Consider the following 23,030-nt stretch of genomic DNA (forward strand, 5'->3'; position numbering starts at 1 on the left):
TGCTGCCCTCCTGCGAAGCAACAGTTGAGAGAGGTCGCCAGCGGCGCAGGTGTATGTAGTACACCTGCGACTAGATCCTCGCTCCCTTCTTCCTGCGACCGGAGGAACCATCTGCGTTACTCCTTGTCGCCCGAATGGTCTAGTTATACGATCGCCGGTCGAAGCAGAAGCCGATTCGTTGGGCCTAGAATTCCGTCGGCGGTCGGCCGTCTAAAGATCCGCGACCAGCACTGGTCGCAACGACCAACTAAAAGCCGGGGGCGACATGGATGCGACGACGTTTCAGCGTCTGCAATTATCTCATTGGAGGCAGTTCGGGGATGTCGACATAACCTTCCATCCCAGACTGACTGTTCTAACTGGCACAAACGGCGCTGGAAAAACCACTCTGCTTAACATCCTTAGCCAGCACTTTGGATGGACCAACCAACTTCTAAGTACGCCAGTACGAACTCGGCAGGGTCAGATCTCGTACTTGACAGGCGCTGAAACCTTTGTGCCCCTTGTCTCGGGAAGTCCGATAGGCGACTACCAACAAATCGGCACGTTACACTACACGACTGGATCACGCTCAGAGCTAATGGTGCCACGCGTTGGACACCTTCAGTATAACGTCCAGATCTATAATCAAACGCAGGTGGCGGGCTTGAACATTCCGTCACATCGAGCTATCGCTCAGTATCAAGTCGTCCCGCATATTCCGACGTCGGGCATTAGACCGCGGGAAGCGTTTACAAATTATCAGAACGAAGTGCGCAATAGATTCGGCGGTCAAATGGTCCTGAATTCGTCACCGCTGCATCGCATGAAGGAGGCATTGATTGCAATGGCCACCTTCGGCGCAGGCAACCGTCTAGTTCCTGGGGACAGAGAGCTGCTTCGTACCTACATCGGCTTCATTCGAGTTCTGCGCCGCCTTCTCCCGCCAAGCCTAGGATTCAGAAAACTAGAAATCAGGACTCCAGATGTGGTCCTCGTCACGAGTACTGGCGAGTTTCTAATCGATGCAGTATCTGGCGGAATCGGTGCTCTGATAGATCTCGGCTGGCAAATTCACACTTTCTCTCGAGATCAGGAACACTTTGTAGCGCTAATCGATGAACCTGAAAACCATCTTCATCCCTCGATGCAGAAATCGTTACTTTCGAGTCTCCTCAGAGCTTTCCCAAAAGTACAGTTCATCGTCTCGACACACAGCCCGTTCATCGTAACCTCTGTACGCGAATCGAATGTGTATGTCCTTTCTTACCACGCTGCGAACGATGAGGCATTCGGACTCCCGAAGAAGTATAGCGTCCGGGTCACCAAACTCGATCAAGTCAACAAGGCCGCATCGGCAAATGACATCCTACGCGATGTCCTTGGTGTCGATTCGACAATCCCGCTTTGGGCAAGTCTTGAGATAAAGAACATCGTTTCTCGATACCGGGGCCGTAAGATCGACGAAGAAGCATTCCGCTCCATGCAGCGCGACCTTCACGACGCAGGACTGGGACGATCGCTTGCTCAGGCTATTGATGATCTAATTCCGGACGAAGGGGACCCGTTGTGATCAAGCTAGACAAGGGTCCCGAACCAGACATCCTTCGCAAGAACGGTAAGAGATGGCTGGAAGAGATTGACACGGCGATTGCGCAGGGCGTCGATGCTAAGAAGAGTGTTCTTGGACGTTACAACCATACGTCGATCAAAGAAGCGCTCCTTGAGGAAACTTCGAGAAAATGTGCCTACTGTGAAAGCTATGTGCGCCATGTGACGTACGGCGACATTGAACACATTACGCCAAAGTCCGCGCGACCCGAGCTTCGCTTCGTCTGGCGAAACTTAACAATCGCGTGCGACGTGTGTAATACCAATAAGGCGTCGCACGAGGGAATGTTCGATCCGTACGATGAGGACCCATCTGATTGTTTTCAGTTCGAAGGGCCGTTCATATGGGGTGACCCGTCCCACCCTAGTGCGAGCGTGACTGAGCGCGTAATAGACCTTAACCGTCCAGACCTGATAGATCGCCGTATCGATCGGCTCAAGGAGCTCAGAAACCTGATTGAAGTTATTCTTTCGAAACCAGCGGAGTATCGCGACATCCTGCTGGCACAAGCTGAAAGAGAGGTGAGCAATTCAACTCAATACGCAGGTTTCGCGCAGGCTACGCTCCATCGAATTCTAGCCCGCATCAAGAAATGATTCCCATGTGCGCGTCGGGGCTCCCGAAAAACGCTAATGCCCCGGCGTGCCGCCGGACGCAAACGGTGGCTTTGCGAACCAAATGGCGACCATGGCCAGGCCGAAGATCAGGCCGAACAGCCAGAAGACATCGTTCACGGCGAGCGTGGCCGCCTGCATGTCGACGATACGGTTGAGCGCCGCGTTGGCCGTCGGTCCTTGCACGCCCAGTGTTTGCAGGCGATCGAGATACTCACCGGTGGTGCGGCTGCCTTCCACCACGTTTTCCGATAGCACGGCGTGGTGATACGTGGTGCGGTGTGAATACATCGTGGTACTTACCGCGGTCGCGATACTGCCGGCCAGGGTGCGGAAGAAGTTGGACAGGCCCGATGCGCTGGCGACTTCCTCATCGGGCAGGCCCGACAGGATGATCTGGTTTACCGGCACGAAGAACAGCGCGATACCCGCGCCCATGCACAAGCGTGGGATGGCCAGTTCGCTGTAGGGCGCGTTGGTGCTTAACGTCGACATGTAGAACGACGCGGCCGCGAACACCGCAAAGCCGATGGTGTTGAGCAGGCGCAGGTCGAACTTGTTCTGGAACACGCCCACGATCGGCGACAGGACGATGGCAAGAATACCGATGGGCGCCACGACAAAGCCCGCCCAGGTGGCGGTGTAACCGAGGACCTCCTGCACCCACATCGGCATGACCACGGTGCCGCCAAAGAACGCGAACATGCCCAGTGACAGGCACAGCACGCCGACGAAGAAGTTTCGTTTGCCAAGCAGGCGCAGCTCCACCACGGGGTGCTTGTGCATGAGCTCCCACGCGACCAGGAACGTCAGGCATACCAGCGACACGATAGCCAGCACCGTAATCGTGTTCGAGGTGAACCAGTCATCGTCGTTGCCGTTGTCGAGCATGAATTGCAGGCAGCCCACGCCGACGGCGAGCAGGAACAGGCCGACCGCGTCGATCGGCATCTTTGTGGTCTTCGATTCGCGGTCGCGCAGAAGGGCGTAGGTGACCACGACGGCGAAGATGCCGACCGGGATGTTGATAAAGAAGATCCACGACCAGTGGTAGTTGTCGGTGATCCAGCCGCCGAGGATCGGCCCGAACACGGGGGCAACGACCACGGTCATGGCCCACAGCGCCAACGCAATCGGCCGCTTCGCGACCGGGTAGTTATTCAGCAGCAGGGTCTGCGACAGTGGCACCATCGGCCCCGATACCGCACCCTGCAGCAGGCGGAACACGATCAGCATGGGCATGGAGGTTGAAAGGCCGCATAAGGCCGAGAAAACGACGAAGAGCATGACCGATATCATGAAGGTGCGTACTTCGCCGAACTGCCGCGCCACCCAGCCCGTCAGGGGTTGCATGACCGCGCTGGCCATGGAATACGCACTGATCGCCATCGTGCCTTCGTTGCTGCTGACACCCACGTTGCCGGCGATAGTGCGTACCGACACGTTGACGATGGAGATATCCAGCACCTCCATGAACGTGGCCAGCGCCACGCCCGCTGTCAGCAGCACCAGCGCGCCGCCGGTGAGCGGCGGCCGCGACCCGCCGTTACCTTCCTTCGCGGCCATCGATCAGCCGCCGCGCCTGGCCGGTACCGGCGTAGGCGTCGTATCCACCGTGTTCTCGCGGATGATCGCTTCGGCGTGCTGGTCGGCCTCACCCATTTCCTGCTCGTACACGTTGGTGGTGGCGAGCGGCTTGTTGCGTGGCGTATCCGACAACACGCGGCCGTCGCGATCATGCGTATCCACGTTCACATCCGTGGACAAACCGATACGCAACGGATGCTTGCGCAGGTCTTCCGGATCGATGGCGATACGAACCGGCAAGCGCTGGACCACCTTGATCCAGTTACCCGTGGCGTTCTCCGCGGGTAATAGTGAGAACGCACTGCCGGTGCCCGCGTTCAGGCCCACGACCTTGCCGTGGTAATCGATGTCCGAGTACATGTCGGTGCTGATCTTCACCGGCTGGCCAATGCGGATGTGCTCCAGCTGGGTTTCCTTGAAGTTCGCATCGATCCATAGATCGGCCAGTGGCACCACGGTCAGCAGATCCTGCCCCGGCTGGATGCGCTGGCCCACCTGCACCTGGCGCCGCGCGGCATAGCCCTCAATAGGCGACACAATGGCATTGCGCCCGTTGTTCACCCAGGCGTTGCGGAACTGCGAACGCGCCTGGATCACAGCCGGATAGTTTTCCACCGTGGTGCCGTCCACCTGGGCGTGGGCGGCCGCCGCTTCGCGTTCGGCGGCGTCGAGCGCTGCCTTCGCTTGCTGCATCTGGCGCTTGCCCGTATCGACTTCTTCGGCGGACACGGCGCGCCGCTCCAGTAGCGGGTGACGGCGGTTGTACTCATCGCGGGCCTGCTCATACTGCGCGCGGCGCTGCGGAATGGCGGCATCGGCCTGATTGGCCTGCTGCATCTTGGCCTGCGCCTCGCGGACGGCCTGTGCGAGCTGCCCTTCCGCGTTCATCAGGGCGACGTTGGCATCCACCGGATCGAGGCGGATCAGCACCTGGCCCTGGTGCACGCGATCGGTCTCTTCCACGTTTACCTCCACGACGGTGCCTGCGACACGCGAGGAGATGGTCACCATGTCGCCCTTCACGTACGCGTCATCAGTGGTTTCACGTTGTGAAAATACGAAGATGTAGAGCAACAGCCACGCCAGGCCGGCGAGGATAAACACGGCGGCGATGATCGAGAGAACGATGACCTTGCGGCGCTTCTTTTTCGGATCGTCCTGTTCGTCCTTCTTATCGTTTTCCTTCCTGTCACCGTCCTTGCCGTCTTTATCCTTGTCGTTCTGCTCCTTGTCATCCGCGCCTTTCTTCCTGGCGCTCTCGTCGTTCCCGTGCCCGTCCTTTTCGTCGCGCGAGTCATGCGCTTCATGCTCACCGGGGCCTGTGCCCGGCTCTGAAGCGTCTGCATATTTGTGCAGGTACTTGTAGCGATACTTGTAGGACAGTGGTGGCTGGGCACTCTCGCCGCCGTCGCGCGGGATCTCGTTCTCGGTCGTCATCGCGTGGCTTCCTTCGCGGCCGGGCCGGCCGGCAGCGCGGGCAGGTCATCGGCGTAGTAGCCGCCGCCCAGTGCGTGAATCAGGGATAGGTTGGCGGAGAGCATCTGGCTGGTGATCTGCAAGCGTGCGTCGCGTTGCTGATCGACCTGCATGTCGGCTCGCAGCCAGTCGCGGTCGTCGATCAGGCCCTTTGAACGCCGGTCGCCGGCCTTGCGTTGTTGTGCAATGGTGGCGTCGTACTGGCGATCCTGCTGGATGCGCCGCGCATCCAGCGCCTGCAATGTCGCAATGCCCTGGGCCACGTCACCCGCGGCCTGCACCACCGCCCCGTCGTACTGGGCTACGGCCGTATCCAGTTGCGCCTGTGCTGTATCCACCTGCGCGCGCAGCCTGCCGCCGCTGAAGATCGGCAGCTGGATGGAGGGGCCGATGCTGCCAAGCGCCAGATCGGTACGCGTTCCCGACCCAAGGTCGGGGTACGTGCGCAGGAAGGCGCCGAGCCCCATCAGGCTCACATCGGGGTAGTAGGCCTTGCGTGCCTGGTCGATATTTTTCGACGAGGCCTCGATCTGCCAACGCGCCGCAGCGATATCGGGCCGCCGCGCCAGCAAGCCGAGCTTCGCATCACCGGGAAGTTGCACATCGGGGGTAGGCAGCGGTAGGGGCTTCAGGTCACCCAGGTCGGCGGGCGACACGCCTGCCAGCGCGGCAAGCTGCACGACATCGAGCTGCGCCGCCCCCTCCAGCTGCGCGACATTTCCGCGCTGCTGCGCCAGCTGCACATCAGCCTGGTCCAGGTTGGTCGGGTCATCCAGCCCATGCTGTACGCGCAGTTCCACCAGCGAGCGGTAATCCTCCGTGCTGCGCACGGTATGGCGCGCCACGTCCAGCCGCGCTTGTTGGGCCTGCCAGTCCATGTACGTGTTCACGACGTTGTATTGCAGGGAGGTCGCTGCAGAGGCGCGCTCGGCTTCCGCGGCGCGTGCTTGCCCGACCGCCGCAGCGACAGCGTCCTTCTGCTTGCCCCACAGGTCCAGGTCCCAGGTGGCCAGCGCGCCTGCCGCCCCGCTGTTGCTCCAGCTATGCCCGGGGCTCAGTTCGATGCGCTGCGCGGTGCCCCCCGTGGCGCCTGGCGTTTCACCGCTCAACGTGACGTCGCTATAGCCGTGGGTTCCTGAAAGCAGGCCGCGCACCTGCGGGTTCAGCTCGGCCTTCGCCGAATCCACGGCACGCATGGCCGAGCGGTAACGCGCCTCCGCCTGTTCGAGGTTGGGCGAACCGCGCATGGCCAGTTCGACCACCCGATTCAGCTGCGGGTCACCGTATCGCTGCCACCACGCGGCGTCGGGCCAGCCGGCCTGCCCGGTGGGTAATCCGGCGAGCGGCACTTCCTCGCGTGGAGTAAACGCGGGCGGCCGCACGGGCGGCGCGCAGGCGCTGAGGCACAAGGCCGCGGCGAGGACGGCGGCGGGTAATCCGCCGGCCGGGCGCGGGCGCGGTTTACGAGAGGGCGCCATGGCAGGTCCGATTGGAATTTCTTGCGAACGGAGGGCCGGGGCCGGCCACTCTGTGTCCCAGTCGAAAATATCAGCGCCCCGCGTGGGCACGATGTGACGACCTGCCATGGTTGGCAGGCTAAGCTATGCCGCCGTCCCACTTTGGAATCACTGCGACGTGAATGATCTGATCAGCGCCATCCTCCTCGGCATCATCGAAGGAATCACTGAATTCCTACCCATCTCGAGCACAGGCCACCTGCTGATCGCCGAACGCTGGCTCGGCGCACGCTCAGACCTCTTCAATGTCGCGATCCAGGCGGGTGCAATCCTCGCCGTGACGTTCATCTACTGGCGCACGTTGTGGAGCTTCGTGCAGAACTGGCGCCGCCCGGAAACGCGCGATTACATTGCCAAGCTGGCCGTGGCGTTCCTCATCACCGCCGTGCTCGGTCTTATCGCCACCAAAATGGGCTTCAAGCTACCCGAGACGATCACCCCGATCGCGTGGGCGCTGATCGTCGGTGGCTTCTGGATGATCCTTGCCGAGCAGGTAGCCTCCAAGCGCCCCGACCAGGTGGCCATCACGTGGCGCGTCGCCATCCTCGTGGGCCTCGCGCAGATGGTTGCCGGCATCTTCCCCGGCACGTCGCGCTCGGCCGCCACCATCTTCATCGCCATGCTCGCCGGCACCAGCAACCGCGCGGCGGCTACCGAGTTCGCATTCCTGGTCGGCATCCCCACCATGTATGCAGCCACGGGCTATGAGCTGCTGAAGACGTTCCAGCACGGCGGTGCCGCCGGTGAAGACTGGACCGGGCTGGGTGTTGCGTTCGTCGTTTCCACGATCGTCGCCTTCGTCGCCGTGAAGTGGCTGCTCGGCTACATCCGTTCGCATCGCTTCACGCCTTTCGCGGTGTATCGCATTGCGCTCGGCGTTGCGCTGCTGCTGTTCCTGCCAGCCGGCGTCTGATCCGGGATAGCCCGTGGGCCGCTACCGCCTGCTCGATCTCGTCATCGACCTGGATCGCCAGAGTGTCGAGCGTGGCGGCGTACGGCTCGATGTTTCCGGGCTGAGCTTTCGCTTGCTGACCTGCCTTGTTGAACAGGGCGACCGCGTCGTCACGTTCGATGAGCTGATCGCCGCGGTATGGGCGCCGGCCGTGGTGAACGAGGAAACCATCACCCAGCGCGTGCGCCTGCTGCGGCAGGCGCTGGGTGATGATGCACGTGCGCCACGGTATATCCGTACCGTACGCAGCCGTGGCTACCAGCTCGGGGCGCACGCGGTACCCGACCTCGCCGAACACGGCACGCGGCGCTTCACTCTGTGGCCTGCACTCACCGCCGTGGGTGTGCTCGCCGCTGCCGCGTTTGGCGCCAGCTTTCTCGCACGCGAACAGAAGCCGGTACCGAGCGCGGAGCAACAGATCCTCGATCGCGCGCGGTGGTATGCACGCATGGGCCAGCGCGATAACAATGAACGTGCGCTGGCCCTGTACGACCGGGCATTGCACGAAGCACCCGATGATGTCGACGCCCTGTCAGGTGCCAGCCGCACCCGCGCAGCGCGCACGTGCCTCTATAACGGCAGCATCGATGATGCCCGCGATGCGCTGCGCATCGCCGGCCGCGCGGTTGCCGTAGGCCCGGATAACGCGCGCGCCTGGGCCGCGCTGGGCTACGCGCGCGATTGCCTGGGTGACATAGGCGGCGCCATCGCCGCGTACGAGGGCGCCGTGCGGCTGGACCCGGATGACGATGCCACACGTTCGTCGGCGGCGTACCTGTACCAGGAGCAAGGACGCCTGGCCGACGCGCTGCACGCCAACCTCGATATGCGTGGCGATCCATCGCGTGTGCGCTATCGCGATGTGCAGCTCGCGCGTGAGTACGAGCTACTTGGCTATGCTACGCAGGCGGGCCAGCGCTATAAACAGGTATTCGAACTGGCGCCGGACAATGTGTTCGGGAACATCGGCTGGCCCGCGTACCTGTTCGCACACGGTCGCTTCGACGAGGCCCGGGTGGCTATTGCCGAGGCACGCCGGCGTGATACGGCCCGGCCCGAGCTCCCGATCCTGGAAGGTGAACTTGCGTTACGCCGCGGAGACAGGCCGGCGGCAACCAACGCCTTCGCGGAAGCGCATGCGCTGCGGCCGGAAGCGTCCCTGCCCGAGACGCTTGCGTTGTTACATGCCGCCCAGCCGATCACGGGCGAGGCGTTGCAACAACGCATTGCTTCGATTCGCAAAGCGCTGGCCAGCGATCCGTGGCCGGCCAGCCGCTTCGAACTGGTGTGGTTACTGCAAGCATCCGGCGATCACCGTGGTGCGATCGCCGCGCTGGACGATGCCGTAGCGATGGGGTGGCGCGACGCGGGTTACCTCCGTGCGTCGCCCCTGTTCGCGCCGATCGCGGCCGATCCCGGCTTCCAGGATGTCATCGACAGTATTGAGCGGCGTACGCGTGCCGAGCGCGAGCGTGTGCTCGGGGCAAAGTGGTGCCCTGCCGATCTCCCCTGCGAACGGGAATCGCGCGCAGGCGCGTTCGTGCAGGACACCGTCCCGTAGCGACGCAACGGTGCACGCGCTTGCGCGCGATCAGCGCCTGGGCAATGCCTTAAGCACCACGTCACGGAAGAGCCCCTGCGACTGCGGATGCGCGAATCGCTCGTTGAATGCCTGGCTGGTGACGACCGCGACGACACCGCGCGACGGCACCACGAACACGTAATTGCCCCCGTTGCCACTCATCGCCCATACCGGCGTATCCACGCCATCGATGGTGAAGTGAAACCGCCACCACAGGTAGCCGTATTCCGCGTCTTCGCGCGCCTGGGCGTGCGGTGTAAGCATCGCTTTCACCCATGCGGCAGGTAGCACCTGCTTGCCCTGCCACTTGCCCCCACCCAGCGCCAGCTGCCCGAACTTCGCGAGGTCGCGCGAGCGGTAGCGCGTACCGCCGCCACCCATGCCGATGCCTTCGCTGGACGTGCTCCAGTGTGACTGGGTGATACCAAGCGGCGTTTCCAGGACCTCGCGGGCAAAGGTGGCCAGCGGTTCCTTCACCGCACGCTCTACCGCCGCCCCGGCCACGAAGGCGCCTGCCGTGCAGTAGGAGAACGCCCTTCCATACGGGGCATCCGCCGGGCGTTGCACCCAGGGTGCGTAACCACGCACCGGCAGGTTCAGCGCGAAGTCGAGCCAGCGGTCGGAAACATACATCCGCTCCTCATTGCCGGAGGAATACTGGTTATCGTCATCGCACTCCCAGATCGAGCTCATGGTGAGCAGGTCTTCCAGGGTGATCGTTGCCCGGCGGGCATCGGCCTTGTCGAGCTTCACGTCCGGGAAGAAGGCGTAGACCGGGGCATGCACATCCTTGATGGCCCCCCGCTGGATGGCCGCGCCGACCAGCATGGCGGTCAGGCTCTTGGTCGCCGAGCGCACGTCGTTCAACGCATCGGCCGAGCCGTCGTTGAAGTAACCCTCGTACACCAGCCGCCCGTGGTCAGCCACGACGACGCTGGTGATCTTCTTGTAGGTGCCGTCGGCCATCTTCGCGCCGAGGCTATCGAGGGTCGCGGTATCCCAGCCGAGGCGGGAGGCGTCGGCGACTGGCCAGCCATCGGGGCCGGGCTTGGGAGGGACGTAGGCGGCGGCCCAGGCCGGCGAGGCGGCCAGGGCAAGAAGAAGGCAGGCAAGGCAATGGCGCATGAAGGAGGCTCCGTGTGAGGAGCCTCCAGTACGCCGTCAGGCGTTCTGAAATGCCTGAAATCCGTATGAAGATTTATGAAGGCGGTGCTTAAGCGACCGCGGCGATGGCCGGCATCTTCTTCTTGCGCACGGCTTCCAGCTCGGCCTGCTGCTGCTCCACCAGGCGGCACTGCGGATCGCTGGTGCGCTGGAACAGCTCGCTGGTCCATTCGATGAAGGCCTGGACACGGGCCGACAGGTGGCGCTTCTGCGGGTACACGATCCACAGGTTGGAGCCGGTGGAGATCGTGTCGGTCATGATGATCTCGAGCATGCCCTTGGACAGCGCGCAGGCCGCCAGGCAGTGCGGCGCCTGGATGATGCCGAGGCCGGCGATAGCCGCCTGGATCACCGATTCACCGTCGTTGATCATCATGTGGGCATCCACATCCACCGCGACGCGGCCGCCCGGGGAATCGAACTGCCACTGCGAGGGCTTGCCGGTGGCCGGGTGCACGAAATTCACCGCGCGGTGGCTCTTCAGGTCCTCGATGGAACGCGGGATGCCGTGGCGGGCGAGGTACGCCGGTGACGCACACAGCACGTTGCTGAAGTGGCCGATCTTGCGGGCGATCAGGCTGGAATCGGCCAGTTCGCCCATGCGGATGGCGCAATCGAAGCCTTCCTCGTTCAGATCGAACGGGAAATCGCACATGGTCAGTTCGAGCCGGATATCCGGGTAGCGCTGCTCGAATTCCACGAGGTTTGGGATCAGCGCGGCGCGGCCCACAGCCGATGACGCGGCCACGCGCAACTTGCCCGCTGGCTTGGTCTTCGCATAGCCCAAAGCCTCGGTGGCTTCGGTCAGGTCCGCGAGAATCTCCTTGCATCTCGCATAGAACGCACTGCCATCGTCGGTCAATCGCAGCGAACGGGTCGAGCGGAAGAACAGCCGGGCACCCAGGCTTTCTTCCAGCCGGGAGATGGCGCGGCTGACCCCCGAAGGGGTCATTTCAAGGTGGGTAGCGGCGGCGGAGAAGCTCTTCGCTTCCACCACCCGGACAAACACGCTGATAGCGGAAAAGTCTTCCATCGCCAGCTCCGGTCTGAAGGTATTCGTGACTCAGCGTCACAGCCGCGATGATTGTAGACCCATTTTTAGCTTGACGCGCAAGACCTAAGTTACGCCCCCTGAGACGGACCGACTTGACCTCAACCAATGTTGAGGTCGGATCCTGCGCCGCCCGAACCTTTCGGCTCTCCCTTACACACACTCACCGGACTCCCCTCCATGAAGAAGAAAATCCTGTTCGGTTCGTCCGCCCTGGCGGTGGCTGTCGCCTCAGCCATCTGGCTCAGCTCGCCGACGACCCACGCCGCGGACAAGGCACCCGCCATGCCCGCCCCCGAGGTGACCGTCGCCCAGGTGCTCCTGCGCCCGGTCAGCGACAGCAACACCTTCACCGGCCGGATCCAGGCGGTGGATACGATCCAGATCCGCCCGCGGGTCAATGGCTATGTCGATACGGTGCACTTCCGCGAAGGAGCCGAGGTGAAGAAGGGCGACCTGCTCTTCACCATCGATCCGCGTCCGTACCGCGCCGAAAGTGACCGCCTGGCCGCCAACCTCGCCCAGGCCAAGGCCGAAGCGAAAAATGCCGATGCCAACGCCGCACGCGGCGCCAAGCTCGTGCAGCAGCACGCCGTATCGCAGGAAGAGGCCGACCGCCTCGACACCGCCGCGGCCAGCGCGCGCGCGCAGGTGGCCTCGGTGCAGGCCGCGCTCGATAACGCCCGCCTCAACCTGTCGTTCACCGAGGTGCGCGCCCCGGTCGATGGCAAGGTCAGCAACGCGCAGATCACCGCCGGCAACCTGGTGACCCCTTCCGACACGCTCACCAGCGTCGTCACCACCGATCCGATGTACGTGTACTTCGACGTGGACGAGCAGAGCTTCCTGAAACTTGACCGCCTGCGCCGCCAGAACGGCCACGCGCCGGAAGTGGACATGGGCCTGGCCGATGAACAGGGTTACCCGCACATCGGCAAGATCGATTTCATCGATAACCAGGTGAAGGCCGGCGCCGGCACGATCCGCCTGCGCGCGGTGTTTCCGAATGCCGATGGCGCATTCACCCCCGGCCTGTTCGCCCGCGTCGAACTGCGTAGCGGCAACGCGCAGCCGCGCGCACTGATCGACGATAAGGCGGTCGGTACCGACCTCGGCAACAAGTTCGTCTACGTGCTGGGCAAGGACAAGAAGGTGGAATACCGCCGCGTGTCCACCGGCGCGCTGGTCGATGGCCTGCGTGTGGTCGATAGCGGCCTGAACGCCGAAGACGTCGTGATCGTGAACGGCCTGCAGCGCGTGCGCCCCGGCGTGGAAGTGAACGCCAAGCGCGTGGCCATGGCCTCCCTGGTACCCGATAGCGGGCGCAACGTCGCCAGCCGCCCGGCCGGCGTCGATAGCGTCGCGCAGGCGAAGGACTGATCCACCATGAAAATCGCTCAATTCTTCGTAGAGCGCCCGATTTTAGCGGGCGTGCTATCGGTGCTCTTCCTGATCGCGGGCAGTATCGCCGTGTTCAAGCTGCCGATCAGCGAATACCCGGAAGTGGTGCCACCCACCGTCGTGGTGAAGGCGACCTACCCCGGCGCCAACCCCAAGACCATCGCCGAAACCGTTGCCACGCCACTGGAAGAACAGATCAACGGCGTGGAAGGCATGCTCTACACCTCCTCGCAGTCCACCAGCGATGGCGCGATGACGCTCACCGTCACATTCGCGCTGGGCACCGACCTGGATAACGCCCAGGTGCAGGTGCAGAACCGCGTGGCGCAGGCGCAGCCGCGCCTGCCCGAGGAAGTGCAGCGCCTGGGCGTGACGACGACCAAGAGCTCGCCCGACCTGACCATGGTCGTGCATCTCACGTCGCCGGATAACCGCTACGACATGCTCTACCTGTCGAACTACGCGCGTACGCACATCAAGGATCAGCTCGCCCGTCTCGACGGCGTGGGCGATGTGCAGCTGTTCGGCGCAGGCGAGTACAGCATGCGCATCTGGATGAACCCGGAGAAGCTGGCCATTCGCAACCTCACCACCGGCGACGTGGTGAATGCGATCCGCGAACAGAACATCGAAGTGGCCGCCGGTGCCCTGAACGCGCCCCCGGGCCCGAACAGCAACGCCTTCCAGGTGAACATCAACACCCGCGGCCGCCTGATCACGGAAGATGATTTCTCGAACATCATCATCCGCAGCGATGGCGCCTCGGTCACCCACCTGCGTGACGTGGCTCGCGTGGAACTGGGCTCGAACAACTACGCGCTGCGCAGCCTGCTCAACAACAAGGAAGCCGTCGCGATCCCCATCTTCCAGCGCCCGGGTTCGAACGCGATTGCGATTTCGGACGAAGTGCGTGCCGAGATGGCCACGCTGAAGAAGGAATTCCCGCAGGGCGTCGATTACTCCATTGTCTACGATCCCACCGTGTTCGTTCGCGGCTCGATCGAGGCCGTGGTGCATACGCTGTTCGAGGCGATCATCCTGGTCGTGCTCGTGGTGATCCTGTTCCTGCAGACCTGGCGTGCGTCGATCATCCCGCTCGTCGCGGTGCCGGTATCGCTGATCGGTACGTTCGCGGTGATGTATATCGCGGGCTTCTCACTCAACGCCCTGTCGCTGTTCGGCCTGGTGCTCGCCATCGGTATCGTGGTGGATGACGCGATCGTGGTGGTGGAAAACGTCGAACGACACATCGAGCATGGGCTCGAGCCGAAGATGGCCACGCGCCAGGCCATGACCGAAGTGACCGGCCCGATCGTCGCCACGGCCCTCGTGCTGTGCGCCGTGTTCGTGCCCGCCGCATTCATCAGCGGCCTGACCGGCCAGTTCTACCGCCAGTTCGCGCTCACCATCGCCATTTCCACGGTGATCTCGGCGTTCAACTCGCTCACGCTTTCCCCGGCGCTTGCCGCGATCCTGCTGAAGGGCCGCGATGAGCCGAAGGACAAGCTCACGGTGTGGATGGACCGCAGCCTCGGCTGGCTGTTCCGTCCCTTCAACCGCACGTTCGATCGCGCCTCGCACGGTTACGTCGGTGGCGTGAAGAAGATCCTGCGCTTCTCGGCCGTGGTGCTGGTGCTGTATGCCGGCCTGGTGGGCCTGGGCGTGCTCGGCTTTGCCAAGACGCCCACCGGCTTCGTGCCGACCCAGGACAAGCAGTACCTGGTGTCGTTCGCACAGCTGCCGGATGCAGCCTCGCTCGACCGTACCGAAGGCGTCATCCGTCGCATGGGTGATATCGCGCTGAAGGACCCGGGCGTCGAAAGCGCCGTGCAGTTCCCCGGCCTGTCGATCAACGGCTTCACCAACAGCACCAATGCCGGCATCGTGTTCGTCACGCTGAAGCCGTTCGAAGAGCGCCGCTCGAAGGACCTTTCGGCCGAAGCGATCGCTGCCCGCCTTAACGGCCAGTTCGCCTCGATCCAGGATGCGTATATCGCGATCTTCCCGCCCCCGCCGGTGAACGGCCTGGGCACGATCGGCGGTTTCCGCATGCAGATCGAAGATCGCGGCGACATGGGTTTCGAAGAGCTGTACAAGCAGACCCAGGGCGTGATCGCACAGAGCCAGAAGACGCCTGAGCTGGCCCACTTGTTCACCAGCTACCAGGTGAGCGTGCCGCAGTACGATGCCGACATCGACCGTGAAAAGGCGAAGTCGGAAGGCATCGACCTGGGCGATGTGTTCCAGACCATGGCCGCGTACCTCGGCTCGCTCTACGTGAACGACTTCAACCGCTTTGGCCGTACCTACCAGGTGAACGTCTCCGCCGAGCCGGGCTTCCGCCACGAACCGTCGGATGTGGCCAACCTGAAGACACGTAACGCCGTGGGCGATCTGGTGCCGCTGGGGTCGTTCCTCACCGTGCGCCAAAGCAACGGCCCGGATCGCGTGCAGCACTACAACGGTTACCCCACGGCCGAGATCAACGGCGGCGCCGCACCGGGCTACAGCACCGGCCAGGCCCAGGCGGCCATGGAGAAGCTGGTCCAGAACAGCCTGCCCAACGGCATGACCTACGAGTGGACCGAGCTGACCTATCAGCAGATCCTCGCCGGCAACACCGCCGTACTCGTGTTCCCGCTCTCCGTGCTGCTGGTGTTCCTGGTGCTGGCCTCGCTGTATGAAAGCCTGAGCCTGCCGCTGGCCGTGATCCTGATCGTGCCGATGGTGCTGCTGTCCGCGATCACCGGCGTGATCCTGACCGGCGGTGACAACAACATCTTCACCCAGATCGGCCTGATCGTGCTGGTGGGCCTGGCCTGCAAGAACGCCATCCTGATCGTGGAGTTCGCCCGCGAAGCCGAGATCGAAGGCATGAACCGTGTCGACGCCGTGCTCGAGGCTGCCCGCCTCCGCCTGCGCCCGATCCTCATGACTTCGTTCGCCTTCATCATGGGCGTGGTGCCGCTGGTGACCTCGCATGGCGCGGGTGCAGAAATGCGCCATGCCATGGGCGTGGCGGTGTTTGCCGGCATGCTTGGCGTCACCTTCTTCGGCCTGATCTTCACCCCGCTCTTCTATGTGCTGATCCGCGCGTGGAACGAACGCTCCGAGGCGAAGCGTGCTGCTCGCCGCGAGCGTCGCCTCCTCGAAAACGCGGCTCGTGAGGTCTGATCCATGAAAACGATTCTCCGATCCACGGCGTTATTCGCCGCCCTCGTCCTCGCTGGCTGTGCCAGCGTGGGCCCGGATTACCACGCACCGAAAGAACACCCGGTCACGCTGCAGGGCGTCGATGCCACGCAGCAGACCACGGCCAACTTCCAGGCGCAGTGGTGGAAGCAGTTTGGTGACCCCACGCTGGATAGCCTTATCCAGCGCGCGGCCACCAACGCACCGGACCTCAAGATCGCCCTTGCCCGCCTGAACCAGGCGCGCGCGGCGCTCGGTACGGCCAAGTCGCAGCAGATCCCTGATGTGGAAACGGGTGTGTCGTACACCCGCAGCCGCGAACAGCAGCCGGGTTTCACCGACCAGCGCGTTACCACCACGGCGTACCAGGCCGGCTTCGATGCCTCCTGGGAGCTGGATCTGTTCGGCGGCATCCGCCGTTCGGTAGAAGCCGCGCGGGCCGATGCGGCCGCCGGCGAAGCATCGGTGCAGGATGCGCAGGTCACGTTGTTCGCCGAAGTGGCGCGCAACTACTTCGACCTGCGTGGCACACAGCTGCGTATCGATGTCGCCAAGCGCGATATCGCTAACCAGCAGGACTCGCTAAAGGTGATCCAGGCGCGTGTTGAGGTCGGCACGGGCGCCGAGCAGGACCTGGCGAGCGCGAAGGCACGCCTGGCATCCGTGGAAGCGCAGTTGCCCGTGCTGGAAACCCAGGCATCCGCGGATCAGTTCCGTATCGCGGTGCTGCTGGGTGCGCGTCCGGGTGAGCTCGATATCGACCTGTCACCGGCGACGTTCAAACCAATTGATGTCAGCATCGCGATCGGCGGCGCGGACGATGTATTGCAGCGCCGTCCGGATATCCGCATCGCCGAGCGTGAACTCGCTGCTGCGAACGCCCGCATTGGCGTCGCCAAGGCGGACTGGTTCCCGCACATCTCGCTGGGCGGCTTCATCGGTTTCCTCGCCGGTCGCAGCAATGATTTCGGCGGCGCCGATTCGCGCGCGTTCTCGCTGGCCCCGAGCATCTCCTGGCAGGGCCTGAACGTGCAGCGCGTGGCCTCGGGCGTGAAGGGTGCGAAAGCCCGCGCCGAGGAAGCGCATGCCAACTACGACCGCACGGTGCTCACCGCGCTGGAAGATGTCGACAATTCGCTGGTCGGCTTCAACCAGCAGCGCGAGCGGGTGGAGAAGCTGCTCGTGCAGGCGAAGGAAAGCCGCCGCGCGGCGGAGCTCGCCAAGCTTCGCTACGACGCGGGCCGCACCGACTACCTCGAACTGCTCGATGCCGAGCGCACCCAGCTCTCGGCGGAAGATCAGTTGGCGGAAGCCGAGGCGGCCATCAACGTGCGCGCCGTGCAGCTGTACAAGGCACTGGGCGGTGGCTGGGAAGCCTGTGGCAACACCGCGTGTAGCGAGGTTGCAAAGGTGCCATGACCAGCGCGAAGGTTCATCGCCTGCCGGTACGGGCGAAGCGGCCGACCACGGTCGCCATGGACCCGCCGCTCACCCAGCGCATTGCGCTGGTGAGCGGCGCCAGCCGCGGGATCGGCCTGGAAGTCGCCAAGCAGCTCGCCGCCCTCGGCGTCACCGTGTTCATGGGCATGCGGGAACCTTCCAAGGGCGACAAGGCCCTGAAGGCGGTACGCGAGCTCGGTGGTGACGCGTACGCGATCAAGCTGGATGTCACCAAACCGCGTGATATCGAGGCGGCCATCGCGCATATCGAAGGCCGCTTCGGCCGGCTCGATATCCTGGTGAACAACGCCGGCGGGTATTACGACCATAGCGGCAAATCGGCCGACAACGATCTCACCAACATCCGCGGCGCCCTGGATGTCAACCTCCTTGGCGCGTGGTCGCTCACTGCGGCTGCACTACCGCTGATGCGCCGGCACGGCTACGGCCGCGTCGTGAACGTGTCCAGCGAGTGCGCGGTCCATGCCATGTGCGGGGAGAAAGCCCCCGCGTATCGCATCTCCAAGGCCGCGTTGAACGCCTACACCCAGGTCATCGCGAAGGAAATGCAGGGTAGCGGCATCCTGATCAACGCCGTCTGCCCCGGCTGGACCGCCACCGACCTCGGCGGCGCCGGTGGCCGCCCCGTGGCGGAAAGTGCCGAAGGTGTCGTCTGGGCCGCCTTGGTCAGCGAACACGAAGCCGGCACCGGCGACTTCTACCGGGACCGCGCACGTATCGCCTGGTAACCCAGGCGATACCCCTTTTGTAGGAGCGCGCTCGCGCGCGATGCACCCCGCCTCTCGCTCCCATCGCCCGCAAGCGCGCTCCTACAACCTCGCGTCGCTTTAACGGTACTCACGCTCCATGAGCGTGAATCCGTCCCCCGCGCGTGGGTTACTTGGCGATACCACGGTGCGCGATTACAGCGAGAAGCTCCGCCGCTTCAATGCGTTCGCGGCGCCCGAGTTGCGTCGGGCCATCGCGAGCCTCGGGCTGACACCCGGCTTGCGCGTGCTCGATGCCGGGTGCGGCACCGGCGAAGCGCTCGGCTGGTTCGCTGAACATGTCAGGCCGGGTGGCACGGTGGCCGGCATGGACCTCGCCCTGCCCCACGTGGCGGCCGCCAGCACGAGGGGCGATGCGGTGCATGCCGACATGCTTCGGCCACCGTTCGCCGATGCCACGTTCGATCTCGTCTGGTCGGTGAACGTGGTGAACCACCTTCACTCACCGGTCGAGGGCGTGCGCACGCTTGCCGCCTTGCTTCGGCCCGGCGGCCGCATCGCGCTCGGGCAGAGCTCCTTCCTTCCAGACATGTGCTTCGCCTGGGATGCGCGGCTTGAGCGTGTGGTCAATGAAGCCGTGCGTGCGTACTACCGCGACAAGTACCTCGTGGATGAGCGTGGACTTACTGCCGTGCGTGCGAATGTCGGCCTGCTGCGTGCGGCCGGGCTACAAGACGTTCAAGTGCGCACATACACCATGGATCGCATCGCGCCGTTACGCCCCGAGGATGCACGCTACATCGGCGAGACGTTGTTTCGTGATTCTTGGGGTGGGCGGCTCCGGCCTTACCTGGATGCCGCTGACTTCACCGAGATGGAAAATCTCTGCAACCCGGCGCATGAGGCGTTCGCGCTGACCCGGCCGGATTTCCATTTCCTGCAGACCTTCACGCTCGCCGTGGCGTCGACGCCGTTTTAGGTAAGAGCGCGCTTGCGCGCGATCACACGTGGGTGCGGGCGTGGATATTGTCTCTCGGTTTAGATTCGCAATGCACATTCGGCAAGCCTCTGCCTGGCTATTGATCTGCGGTCATTTCATCACGTGACGCCGCCATTGCGCATCTCGAAAAGGCGCAACATGCTGTTCTCGCGGCTGGATTTCTTGCCGCTTCGTGAATCCTTAAACCGTCTTCATGGAGAGAAGCTAATGCGCCAGAGTAAGTCTGCAACTCCAACGATGTATCGACATTTTCAGCGACTCGCTGGCGAACTGCCACCGTTGCAAGGAATCGACCGACGCTCCTTCCAGCCGCGGGACGGCTCGGGGGCGCACCACGGGTCGGCCAACCTGGAACCGGCCATCCTGAATTTGCCCAATGAACCGTCAGTGCCGTATGTCCATGGAGCACAGCCCGGCGTTACTTGGTCACCCATCCTTGATCTTGATGAGTAGAAAGGCGACCTGGTGATCGACGTACCACCTTCTGCGTTGACGCCCGAAGGGCACTTTCTATCGGTCGAGGTTGTTATTAATAGTTTTGAGATCTGGCCCCTCATCAGTAAAGCGATCACGTTTGATACCATCGCTTGGGGAGCGCGCGCAGTCGTAAAACGAAACGATTTGATACCGCTCATAGGTAAGGGGGATAACTCTCTGTCAGTCCGCGTCTTCGTACACACGACAGACCGTCCCCCAACGGATGCTGATACAAACACAAGCGGCCTCGTCTGCCGGCTGTACAATCCCGAGGGTCTCTCGTGGAGTGCGCCCGTCATCACTCGTGGACTGAACGCAAAGGGTGAATTTGATATCGGTCAACTGATATGGGATGCAGGGGCCACGTTGTGGCCATTGTCCTTTGCTTATGACGGCGGCTGGGTGAACCATCCGGACATCGATCAGGACCCGGACACCCTCGTAAGTATCCACGGTGCATATAGCGGAACCCGGAACTCGACATCGGGTTCGGGCTATGACTTCGTTCATTGCTGGAATGTGGCATCCGACGGCGCTGAACTCACGTTCTACAATGTACTTGATCACCTCGGCGAGACCGTAAGCATGCAAGCAGAATTCACCCGGAATGGCCGTCGCTACCACACGGCCTGGGGCGAACCCTTCCGCCTGACTTACAGCGGGCCGGGTAAAGCGCTGCCGCGGCATCATCGCTAGAAGTGTCTGTTATGCCTGTTGGGCCTTGAACGCCATGGCCCGACAGGCGTGCAGAGGAGCGATGCGTCAGCGCGAGATGATATGCGCGAACCATTCCCAGCCGCGGAGCTTCGCGGTGATGAGCTTCACACAGGTGAGCATGGGCACGGCAAGGATCGCGCCGGGGATACCCCAGATCCAGCCCCAGATGAGCAGCCACAGCAGAATGGCCACCGGCGAGAGGCGCGAGCGGCGACCCTGCAGCATTGGCGTGATCATGTTGCCCTCGACCGCAGTGATGCCGGCGAAGGTAGCGGCCGGCAACAGCGCGGGGCCAAGCTCCTGGAAGTGGAGTGCGCCGACCACGGCAAGCACCGTGGTGGTGCTGATCGCGCCGACGTAAGGGATGAAGTTGGCCACGGTGGCGAAACAACCCCAAAGCAGCGGATCCGGCACGCCGTACAGGTACAGCATGGCCGAAGTCACCAAGCCCAGCGTCACGTTGATCGCGGCGGTGAGCAGCAGGTAACTCGAAACTTCCACCTGGATACTGCGAACAATGCTGACCGTATGTCGCTTGTACGCAAACGTCGGCGATATCTCGACGGCTCGCCTGAGGATCTCATCGCCGTATACCAGGAAGAAGAACACCAGCAGCGCAACGGTGAGTACGCTCGCGATGATCTTGGGCGCGGTCGCGACAATGTCCCATGCGGTAAACGCAAAGGTGTTCGGCTGTTGCGCGGCGCGTGTCACCGCACCGCCAACCAGTGTCTGCGTGGCGCGACTCGCCGCCTCGATCTGCTGGGTCATCGGCTTGATCTTCGGCGCAAAAGCGCGCATCGCGGCCGGGGCTTCATGGAACCAGTTCAACGCGGGCGTGGATAACGTGCCAACGGCGGTGACCATGCCCGTGCCCAGCAGCGCCATCACGACGACGGCAGCTAACCAGCGCGGAATGCGCCAACGGGCGGCGGCGGCGACGATCGGGTTGAGGGCGAGACCGATGAAGCCAGCGAGGACCAGCGGCACCAGCAGCGACTTGGTGATGGCCACCGTATACAACAACGCCAGCATGATCAGCCCGGTGAGGCCTATGCGGATGGCGCGCAGGTGCCGCGAGATCCGCCGTACGTTATGGCTACCACCGGGTTTGCGGCGTGCGGGGCGCGCGGGTGTGGCCAGGGTGGATACAGCAACGCCGGGCGCCACGGAAGATACGGGCGCAGGGAGAGGGTTGGGCGACTCGTTCACGTTGCCTCGTCGGCGGCGTCGGCCGCATCACCGGCCATTTCGCCCAGGAAGCTGCCGGCGGCGATGGACACGATCTTGCCGACGATATCGGCTGTGCCACCCGCTACGAGGTTGCTGACGCCCGGCAGGCCGAGCGGATTGACCTTGACGCTGCTGAGCAGGAAACCGGACCCGGCAGCAAGGCCGAGGACGGTCAGTGGATGTTCGTAGCCACGGGCGATGAGTGCCGCGGCCGGCTCGACAGTTTCAGCGCGCGCGGCGACCACGCGCGCCCGCGCCTCGGTCACCTTCGCCATGCTGCTGAAAATACCCATCGTCTCAATCCCTCTCGCGGAGTTCGCCTTCGGCCTTGCCCTGCACCGCGGCCTGCTTTGCCAGCGTGGCCAGTTCGGCGCGGGTGGCCGGCAGGGTAAGCCAGCGCATGGCGTGGCGGAAGACCAGAATGGCCAGCAGCAGGAAAATGACCTGGAGCCCCGCCAGCGCGGCCAGCGCCCATGCCCATGAACCGAACCACTGGGCGAGCGCCCAACCCACCAGGGCCAGGAGGGTGAAGCCCAGGCCGACGGCAAACGTAATCGCCGCCAGGCCCATGAACAGCATCAGGACAATGCCGCTACGCGCAAGGCCAAGTTCCGCGCCGGCCAGCTTTAGCTGGGCGGCGAAGAGGTTCTTCATGCCCTTGCCCAGGCGGCGCAGGTCATCGACCCAAGGCGGCATGGACAGCGACGGTCCGCCCGCCGGCGCGTCATCACCTGGCGGCGGGTTATCCATCCTGTCCGGCCCTGAGGATCCGTCTTCAAGCATGCATCATCCCCTGGGCGTGCCCGGTCAGTTGCGCAGGATGCGGCCAGCGAGCCAACCCGCCGCCACGGCCAGCGCGATGGACTGCACAGGCTTCTCGCGCACGTATTCGCGGGCGACATCCAGCCAGTCGTTGGCCTTGTCCACGGCATCGTCATACGCCTCCTTGCCACGCAGCTTGGCCTCTTCGGCCTTCTCGGCGGCACGGGTGGCACCATGGGCAGCGCGGTCGGTGGCGTTATGCAGGCTTGATTCGACACGGTCCGCCGTGCGGTCCACCGCATCCTTGGTCCGGTCAGCGGCGCGATCCACCGCATCGCGGGTGCGGTCGACGGCATCGGTGGTGGCCTGCTTCACCCGTTCGGCGCGCTCTTCAATGCGCGCGGCAGCCGTCACGGTGTTCGCGGCGGCGGTTGCGGCGTTGGCGACGTGGTCCTCGGGCTTGGTCATGGCTATCTCCGGGTTTCAGGCGTTGGGGTGGGGAGCTTAGGGGGCGTTAGGTGATGTGGAGGTGGTCGCGGGTGGGTT

19 protein-coding genes and 1 pseudogene are annotated in these 23,030 nt (G+C 63.5%); 11 read left to right on the forward strand and 9 right to left on the reverse strand.

Annotated features, from left to right (window positions below):
* Positions 1–265 precede the first annotated feature (265 nt).
* The 3 genes and pseudogenes from ABIE56_RS04025 to ABIE56_RS04035 form a co-directional block, all read left to right on the forward strand.
* A pseudogene (locus ABIE56_RS04025) lies at positions 266–400 on the forward strand (AAA family ATPase); the annotation flags it as partial.
* A 246-nt stretch (positions 401–646) separates the two neighbouring features.
* Complete coding sequence (locus ABIE56_RS04030; protein ID WP_429242607.1) at positions 647–1,552, forward strand: AAA family ATPase; 906 nt, start codon at positions 647–649, stop codon at positions 1,550–1,552.
* Complete coding sequence (locus tag ABIE56_RS04035) at positions 1,549–2,187, forward strand: HNH endonuclease (protein WP_429242541.1); 639 nt, start codon at positions 1,549–1,551, stop codon at positions 2,185–2,187. The genes ABIE56_RS04030 and ABIE56_RS04035 overlap by 4 nt, the downstream gene beginning before the upstream one ends.
* Before the next feature lie 33 nt (positions 2,188–2,220).
* Here the strand turns inward: ABIE56_RS04035 and ABIE56_RS04040 are convergent, their stop codons facing one another.
* The 3 genes from ABIE56_RS04040 to ABIE56_RS04050 are packed head-to-tail and all read right to left on the reverse strand — an operon-like array spanning position 2,221 to position 6,746.
* The gene (locus ABIE56_RS04040) at positions 2,221–3,771 is read right to left on the reverse strand and encodes a DHA2 family efflux MFS transporter permease subunit (protein WP_429242542.1); all 1,551 of its coding nucleotides are present in this window, start codon (positions 3,769–3,771) and stop codon (positions 2,221–2,223) included.
* A gap of 3 nt (positions 3,772–3,774) precedes the next feature.
* Entirely contained in the window at positions 3,775–5,229 is a 1,455-nt protein-coding gene (locus ABIE56_RS04045; protein ID WP_429242543.1) for an efflux RND transporter periplasmic adaptor subunit, read from the reverse strand.
* Positions 5,226–6,746, reverse strand: a complete 1,521-nt coding sequence (locus ABIE56_RS04050) for an efflux transporter outer membrane subunit (RefSeq protein ID WP_429242544.1) — start codon at positions 6,744–6,746, stop codon at positions 5,226–5,228. Before ABIE56_RS04050 ends, ABIE56_RS04045 begins: the two co-directional genes overlap by 4 nt.
* 106 nt (positions 6,747–6,852) lie before the next feature.
* Here ABIE56_RS04050 and ABIE56_RS04055 point away from each other — a divergent pair, with 106 nt between their 5' ends.
* Together ABIE56_RS04055 and ABIE56_RS04060 are read left to right on the forward strand one after the other, a co-directional pair.
* Positions 6,853–7,698, forward strand: a complete 846-nt coding sequence (locus ABIE56_RS04055) for an undecaprenyl-diphosphate phosphatase (RefSeq protein ID WP_429242545.1) — start codon at positions 6,853–6,855, stop codon at positions 7,696–7,698.
* 13 nt (positions 7,699–7,711) lie between these two features.
* A complete protein-coding gene (locus tag ABIE56_RS04060) occupies positions 7,712–9,298 on the forward strand; it encodes a winged helix-turn-helix domain-containing protein (RefSeq protein ID WP_429242546.1) in 1,587 nt (528 codons plus the stop codon).
* A gap of 30 nt (positions 9,299–9,328) precedes the next feature.
* Here ABIE56_RS04060 and ABIE56_RS04065 read toward each other — a convergent pair whose 3' ends face one another.
* Together ABIE56_RS04065 and ABIE56_RS04070 are read right to left on the reverse strand one after the other, a co-directional pair.
* Positions 9,329–10,444, reverse strand: a complete 1,116-nt coding sequence (locus ABIE56_RS04065; RefSeq protein WP_429242547.1) for a serine hydrolase domain-containing protein — start codon at positions 10,442–10,444, stop codon at positions 9,329–9,331.
* 88 nt (positions 10,445–10,532) lie between these two features.
* Positions 10,533–11,516 (reverse strand): LysR family transcriptional regulator, encoded by a 984-nt coding sequence (locus ABIE56_RS04070; RefSeq protein WP_429242548.1) that lies wholly within the window; start codon positions 11,514–11,516, stop codon positions 10,533–10,535.
* 198 nt (positions 11,517–11,714) lie between these two features.
* On the opposite strand from ABIE56_RS04070, the gene ABIE56_RS04075 reads away from it, so the two are divergent.
* The 6 genes from ABIE56_RS04075 (at position 11,715) to ABIE56_RS04100 (ending at position 20,468) form a co-directional block, all read left to right on the forward strand.
* On the forward strand, positions 11,715–12,914 hold the full coding sequence (locus tag ABIE56_RS04075; RefSeq protein ID WP_429242549.1) for an efflux RND transporter periplasmic adaptor subunit: 1,200 nt from the start codon (positions 11,715–11,717) through the stop codon (positions 12,912–12,914).
* A gap of 6 nt (positions 12,915–12,920) precedes the next feature.
* The gene (locus ABIE56_RS04080) at positions 12,921–16,109 is read left to right on the forward strand and encodes an efflux RND transporter permease subunit (protein ID WP_429242550.1); all 3,189 of its coding nucleotides are present in this window, start codon (positions 12,921–12,923) and stop codon (positions 16,107–16,109) included.
* Between the two features lie 3 nt (positions 16,110–16,112).
* On the forward strand, positions 16,113–17,546 hold the full coding sequence (locus ABIE56_RS04085) for an efflux transporter outer membrane subunit (protein WP_429242551.1): 1,434 nt from the start codon (positions 16,113–16,115) through the stop codon (positions 17,544–17,546).
* On the forward strand, positions 17,543–18,316 hold the full coding sequence (locus ABIE56_RS04090) for an SDR family NAD(P)-dependent oxidoreductase (RefSeq protein WP_429242552.1): 774 nt from the start codon (positions 17,543–17,545) through the stop codon (positions 18,314–18,316). The genes ABIE56_RS04085 and ABIE56_RS04090 overlap by 4 nt, the downstream gene beginning before the upstream one ends.
* Positions 18,317–18,434: 118 nt before the next feature.
* On the forward strand, positions 18,435–19,274 hold the full coding sequence (locus ABIE56_RS04095) for a class I SAM-dependent methyltransferase (RefSeq protein WP_429242553.1): 840 nt from the start codon (positions 18,435–18,437) through the stop codon (positions 19,272–19,274).
* A gap of 486 nt (positions 19,275–19,760) precedes the next feature.
* Positions 19,761–20,468, forward strand: coding sequence for a hypothetical protein (locus tag ABIE56_RS04100; RefSeq protein WP_429242554.1), 708 nt, complete (start codon positions 19,761–19,763; stop codon positions 20,466–20,468).
* Positions 20,469–20,534: 66 nt separating this feature from the next.
* Here the strand turns inward: ABIE56_RS04100 and ABIE56_RS04105 are convergent, their stop codons facing one another.
* From ABIE56_RS04105 to ABIE56_RS04120, 4 genes are read right to left on the reverse strand one after another with little or no spacing between them, the layout of a single operon-like run.
* Positions 20,535–21,701 (reverse strand): AI-2E family transporter, encoded by a 1,167-nt coding sequence (locus ABIE56_RS04105; protein ID WP_429242555.1) that lies wholly within the window; start codon positions 21,699–21,701, stop codon positions 20,535–20,537.
* Entirely contained in the window at positions 21,698–22,015 is a 318-nt protein-coding gene (locus ABIE56_RS04110) for a hypothetical protein (RefSeq protein WP_429242556.1), read from the reverse strand. Before ABIE56_RS04110 ends, ABIE56_RS04105 begins: the two co-directional genes overlap by 4 nt.
* Before the next feature lie 4 nt (positions 22,016–22,019).
* The gene (locus tag ABIE56_RS04115) at positions 22,020–22,505 is read right to left on the reverse strand and encodes an ABC transporter ATP-binding protein (protein WP_429242557.1); all 486 of its coding nucleotides are present in this window, start codon (positions 22,503–22,505) and stop codon (positions 22,020–22,022) included.
* Positions 22,506–22,529: 24 nt separating this feature from the next.
* A complete protein-coding gene (locus tag ABIE56_RS04120) occupies positions 22,530–22,952 on the reverse strand; it encodes a DUF883 family protein (protein ID WP_429242558.1) in 423 nt (140 codons plus the stop codon).
* Positions 22,953–23,030: the final 78 nt, after the last annotated feature.

This window comes from Luteibacter sp. 621 (assembly GCF_050435445.1).
Classification (GTDB): Bacteria; Pseudomonadota; Gammaproteobacteria; order Xanthomonadales; family Rhodanobacteraceae; genus Luteibacter.

Bases quoted from the DNA above. Each gene is read 5' to 3' on its own strand.
- ABIE56_RS04045 (WP_429242543.1), bottom strand. From the start codon at position 5,229: ATGACGACCGAGAACGAGATCCCGCGCGACGGCGGCGAGAGTGCCCAG.
- ABIE56_RS04065 (WP_429242547.1), bottom strand. From the start codon at position 10,444: ATGCGCCATTGCCTTGCCTGCCTTCTTCTTGCCCTGGCCGCCTCGCCG.
- ABIE56_RS04095 (WP_429242553.1), top strand. From the start codon at position 18,435: ATGAGCGTGAATCCGTCCCCCGCGCGTGGGTTACTTGGCGATACCACG.
- ABIE56_RS04110 (WP_429242556.1), bottom strand. From the start codon at position 22,015: ATGGGTATTTTCAGCAGCATGGCGAAGGTGACCGAGGCGCGGGCGCGC.
- ABIE56_RS04075 (WP_429242549.1), top strand. From the start codon at position 11,715: ATGAAGAAGAAAATCCTGTTCGGTTCGTCCGCCCTGGCGGTGGCTGTC.
- ABIE56_RS04120 (WP_429242558.1), bottom strand. From the start codon at position 22,952: ATGACCAAGCCCGAGGACCACGTCGCCAACGCCGCAACCGCCGCCGCG.
- ABIE56_RS04070 (WP_429242548.1), bottom strand. From the start codon at position 11,516: ATGGAAGACTTTTCCGCTATCAGCGTGTTTGTCCGGGTGGTGGAAGCG.
- ABIE56_RS04040 (WP_429242542.1), bottom strand. From the start codon at position 3,771: ATGGCCGCGAAGGAAGGTAACGGCGGGTCGCGGCCGCCGCTCACCGGC.
- ABIE56_RS04090 (WP_429242552.1), top strand. From the start codon at position 17,543: ATGACCAGCGCGAAGGTTCATCGCCTGCCGGTACGGGCGAAGCGGCCG.
- ABIE56_RS04085 (WP_429242551.1), top strand. From the start codon at position 16,113: ATGAAAACGATTCTCCGATCCACGGCGTTATTCGCCGCCCTCGTCCTC.
- ABIE56_RS04050 (WP_429242544.1), bottom strand. From the start codon at position 6,746: ATGGCGCCCTCTCGTAAACCGCGCCCGCGCCCGGCCGGCGGATTACCC.
- ABIE56_RS04115 (WP_429242557.1), bottom strand. From the start codon at position 22,505: ATGCTTGAAGACGGATCCTCAGGGCCGGACAGGATGGATAACCCGCCG.
- ABIE56_RS04055 (WP_429242545.1), top strand. From the start codon at position 6,853: ATGGTTGGCAGGCTAAGCTATGCCGCCGTCCCACTTTGGAATCACTGC.
- ABIE56_RS04080 (WP_429242550.1), top strand. From the start codon at position 12,921: ATGAAAATCGCTCAATTCTTCGTAGAGCGCCCGATTTTAGCGGGCGTG.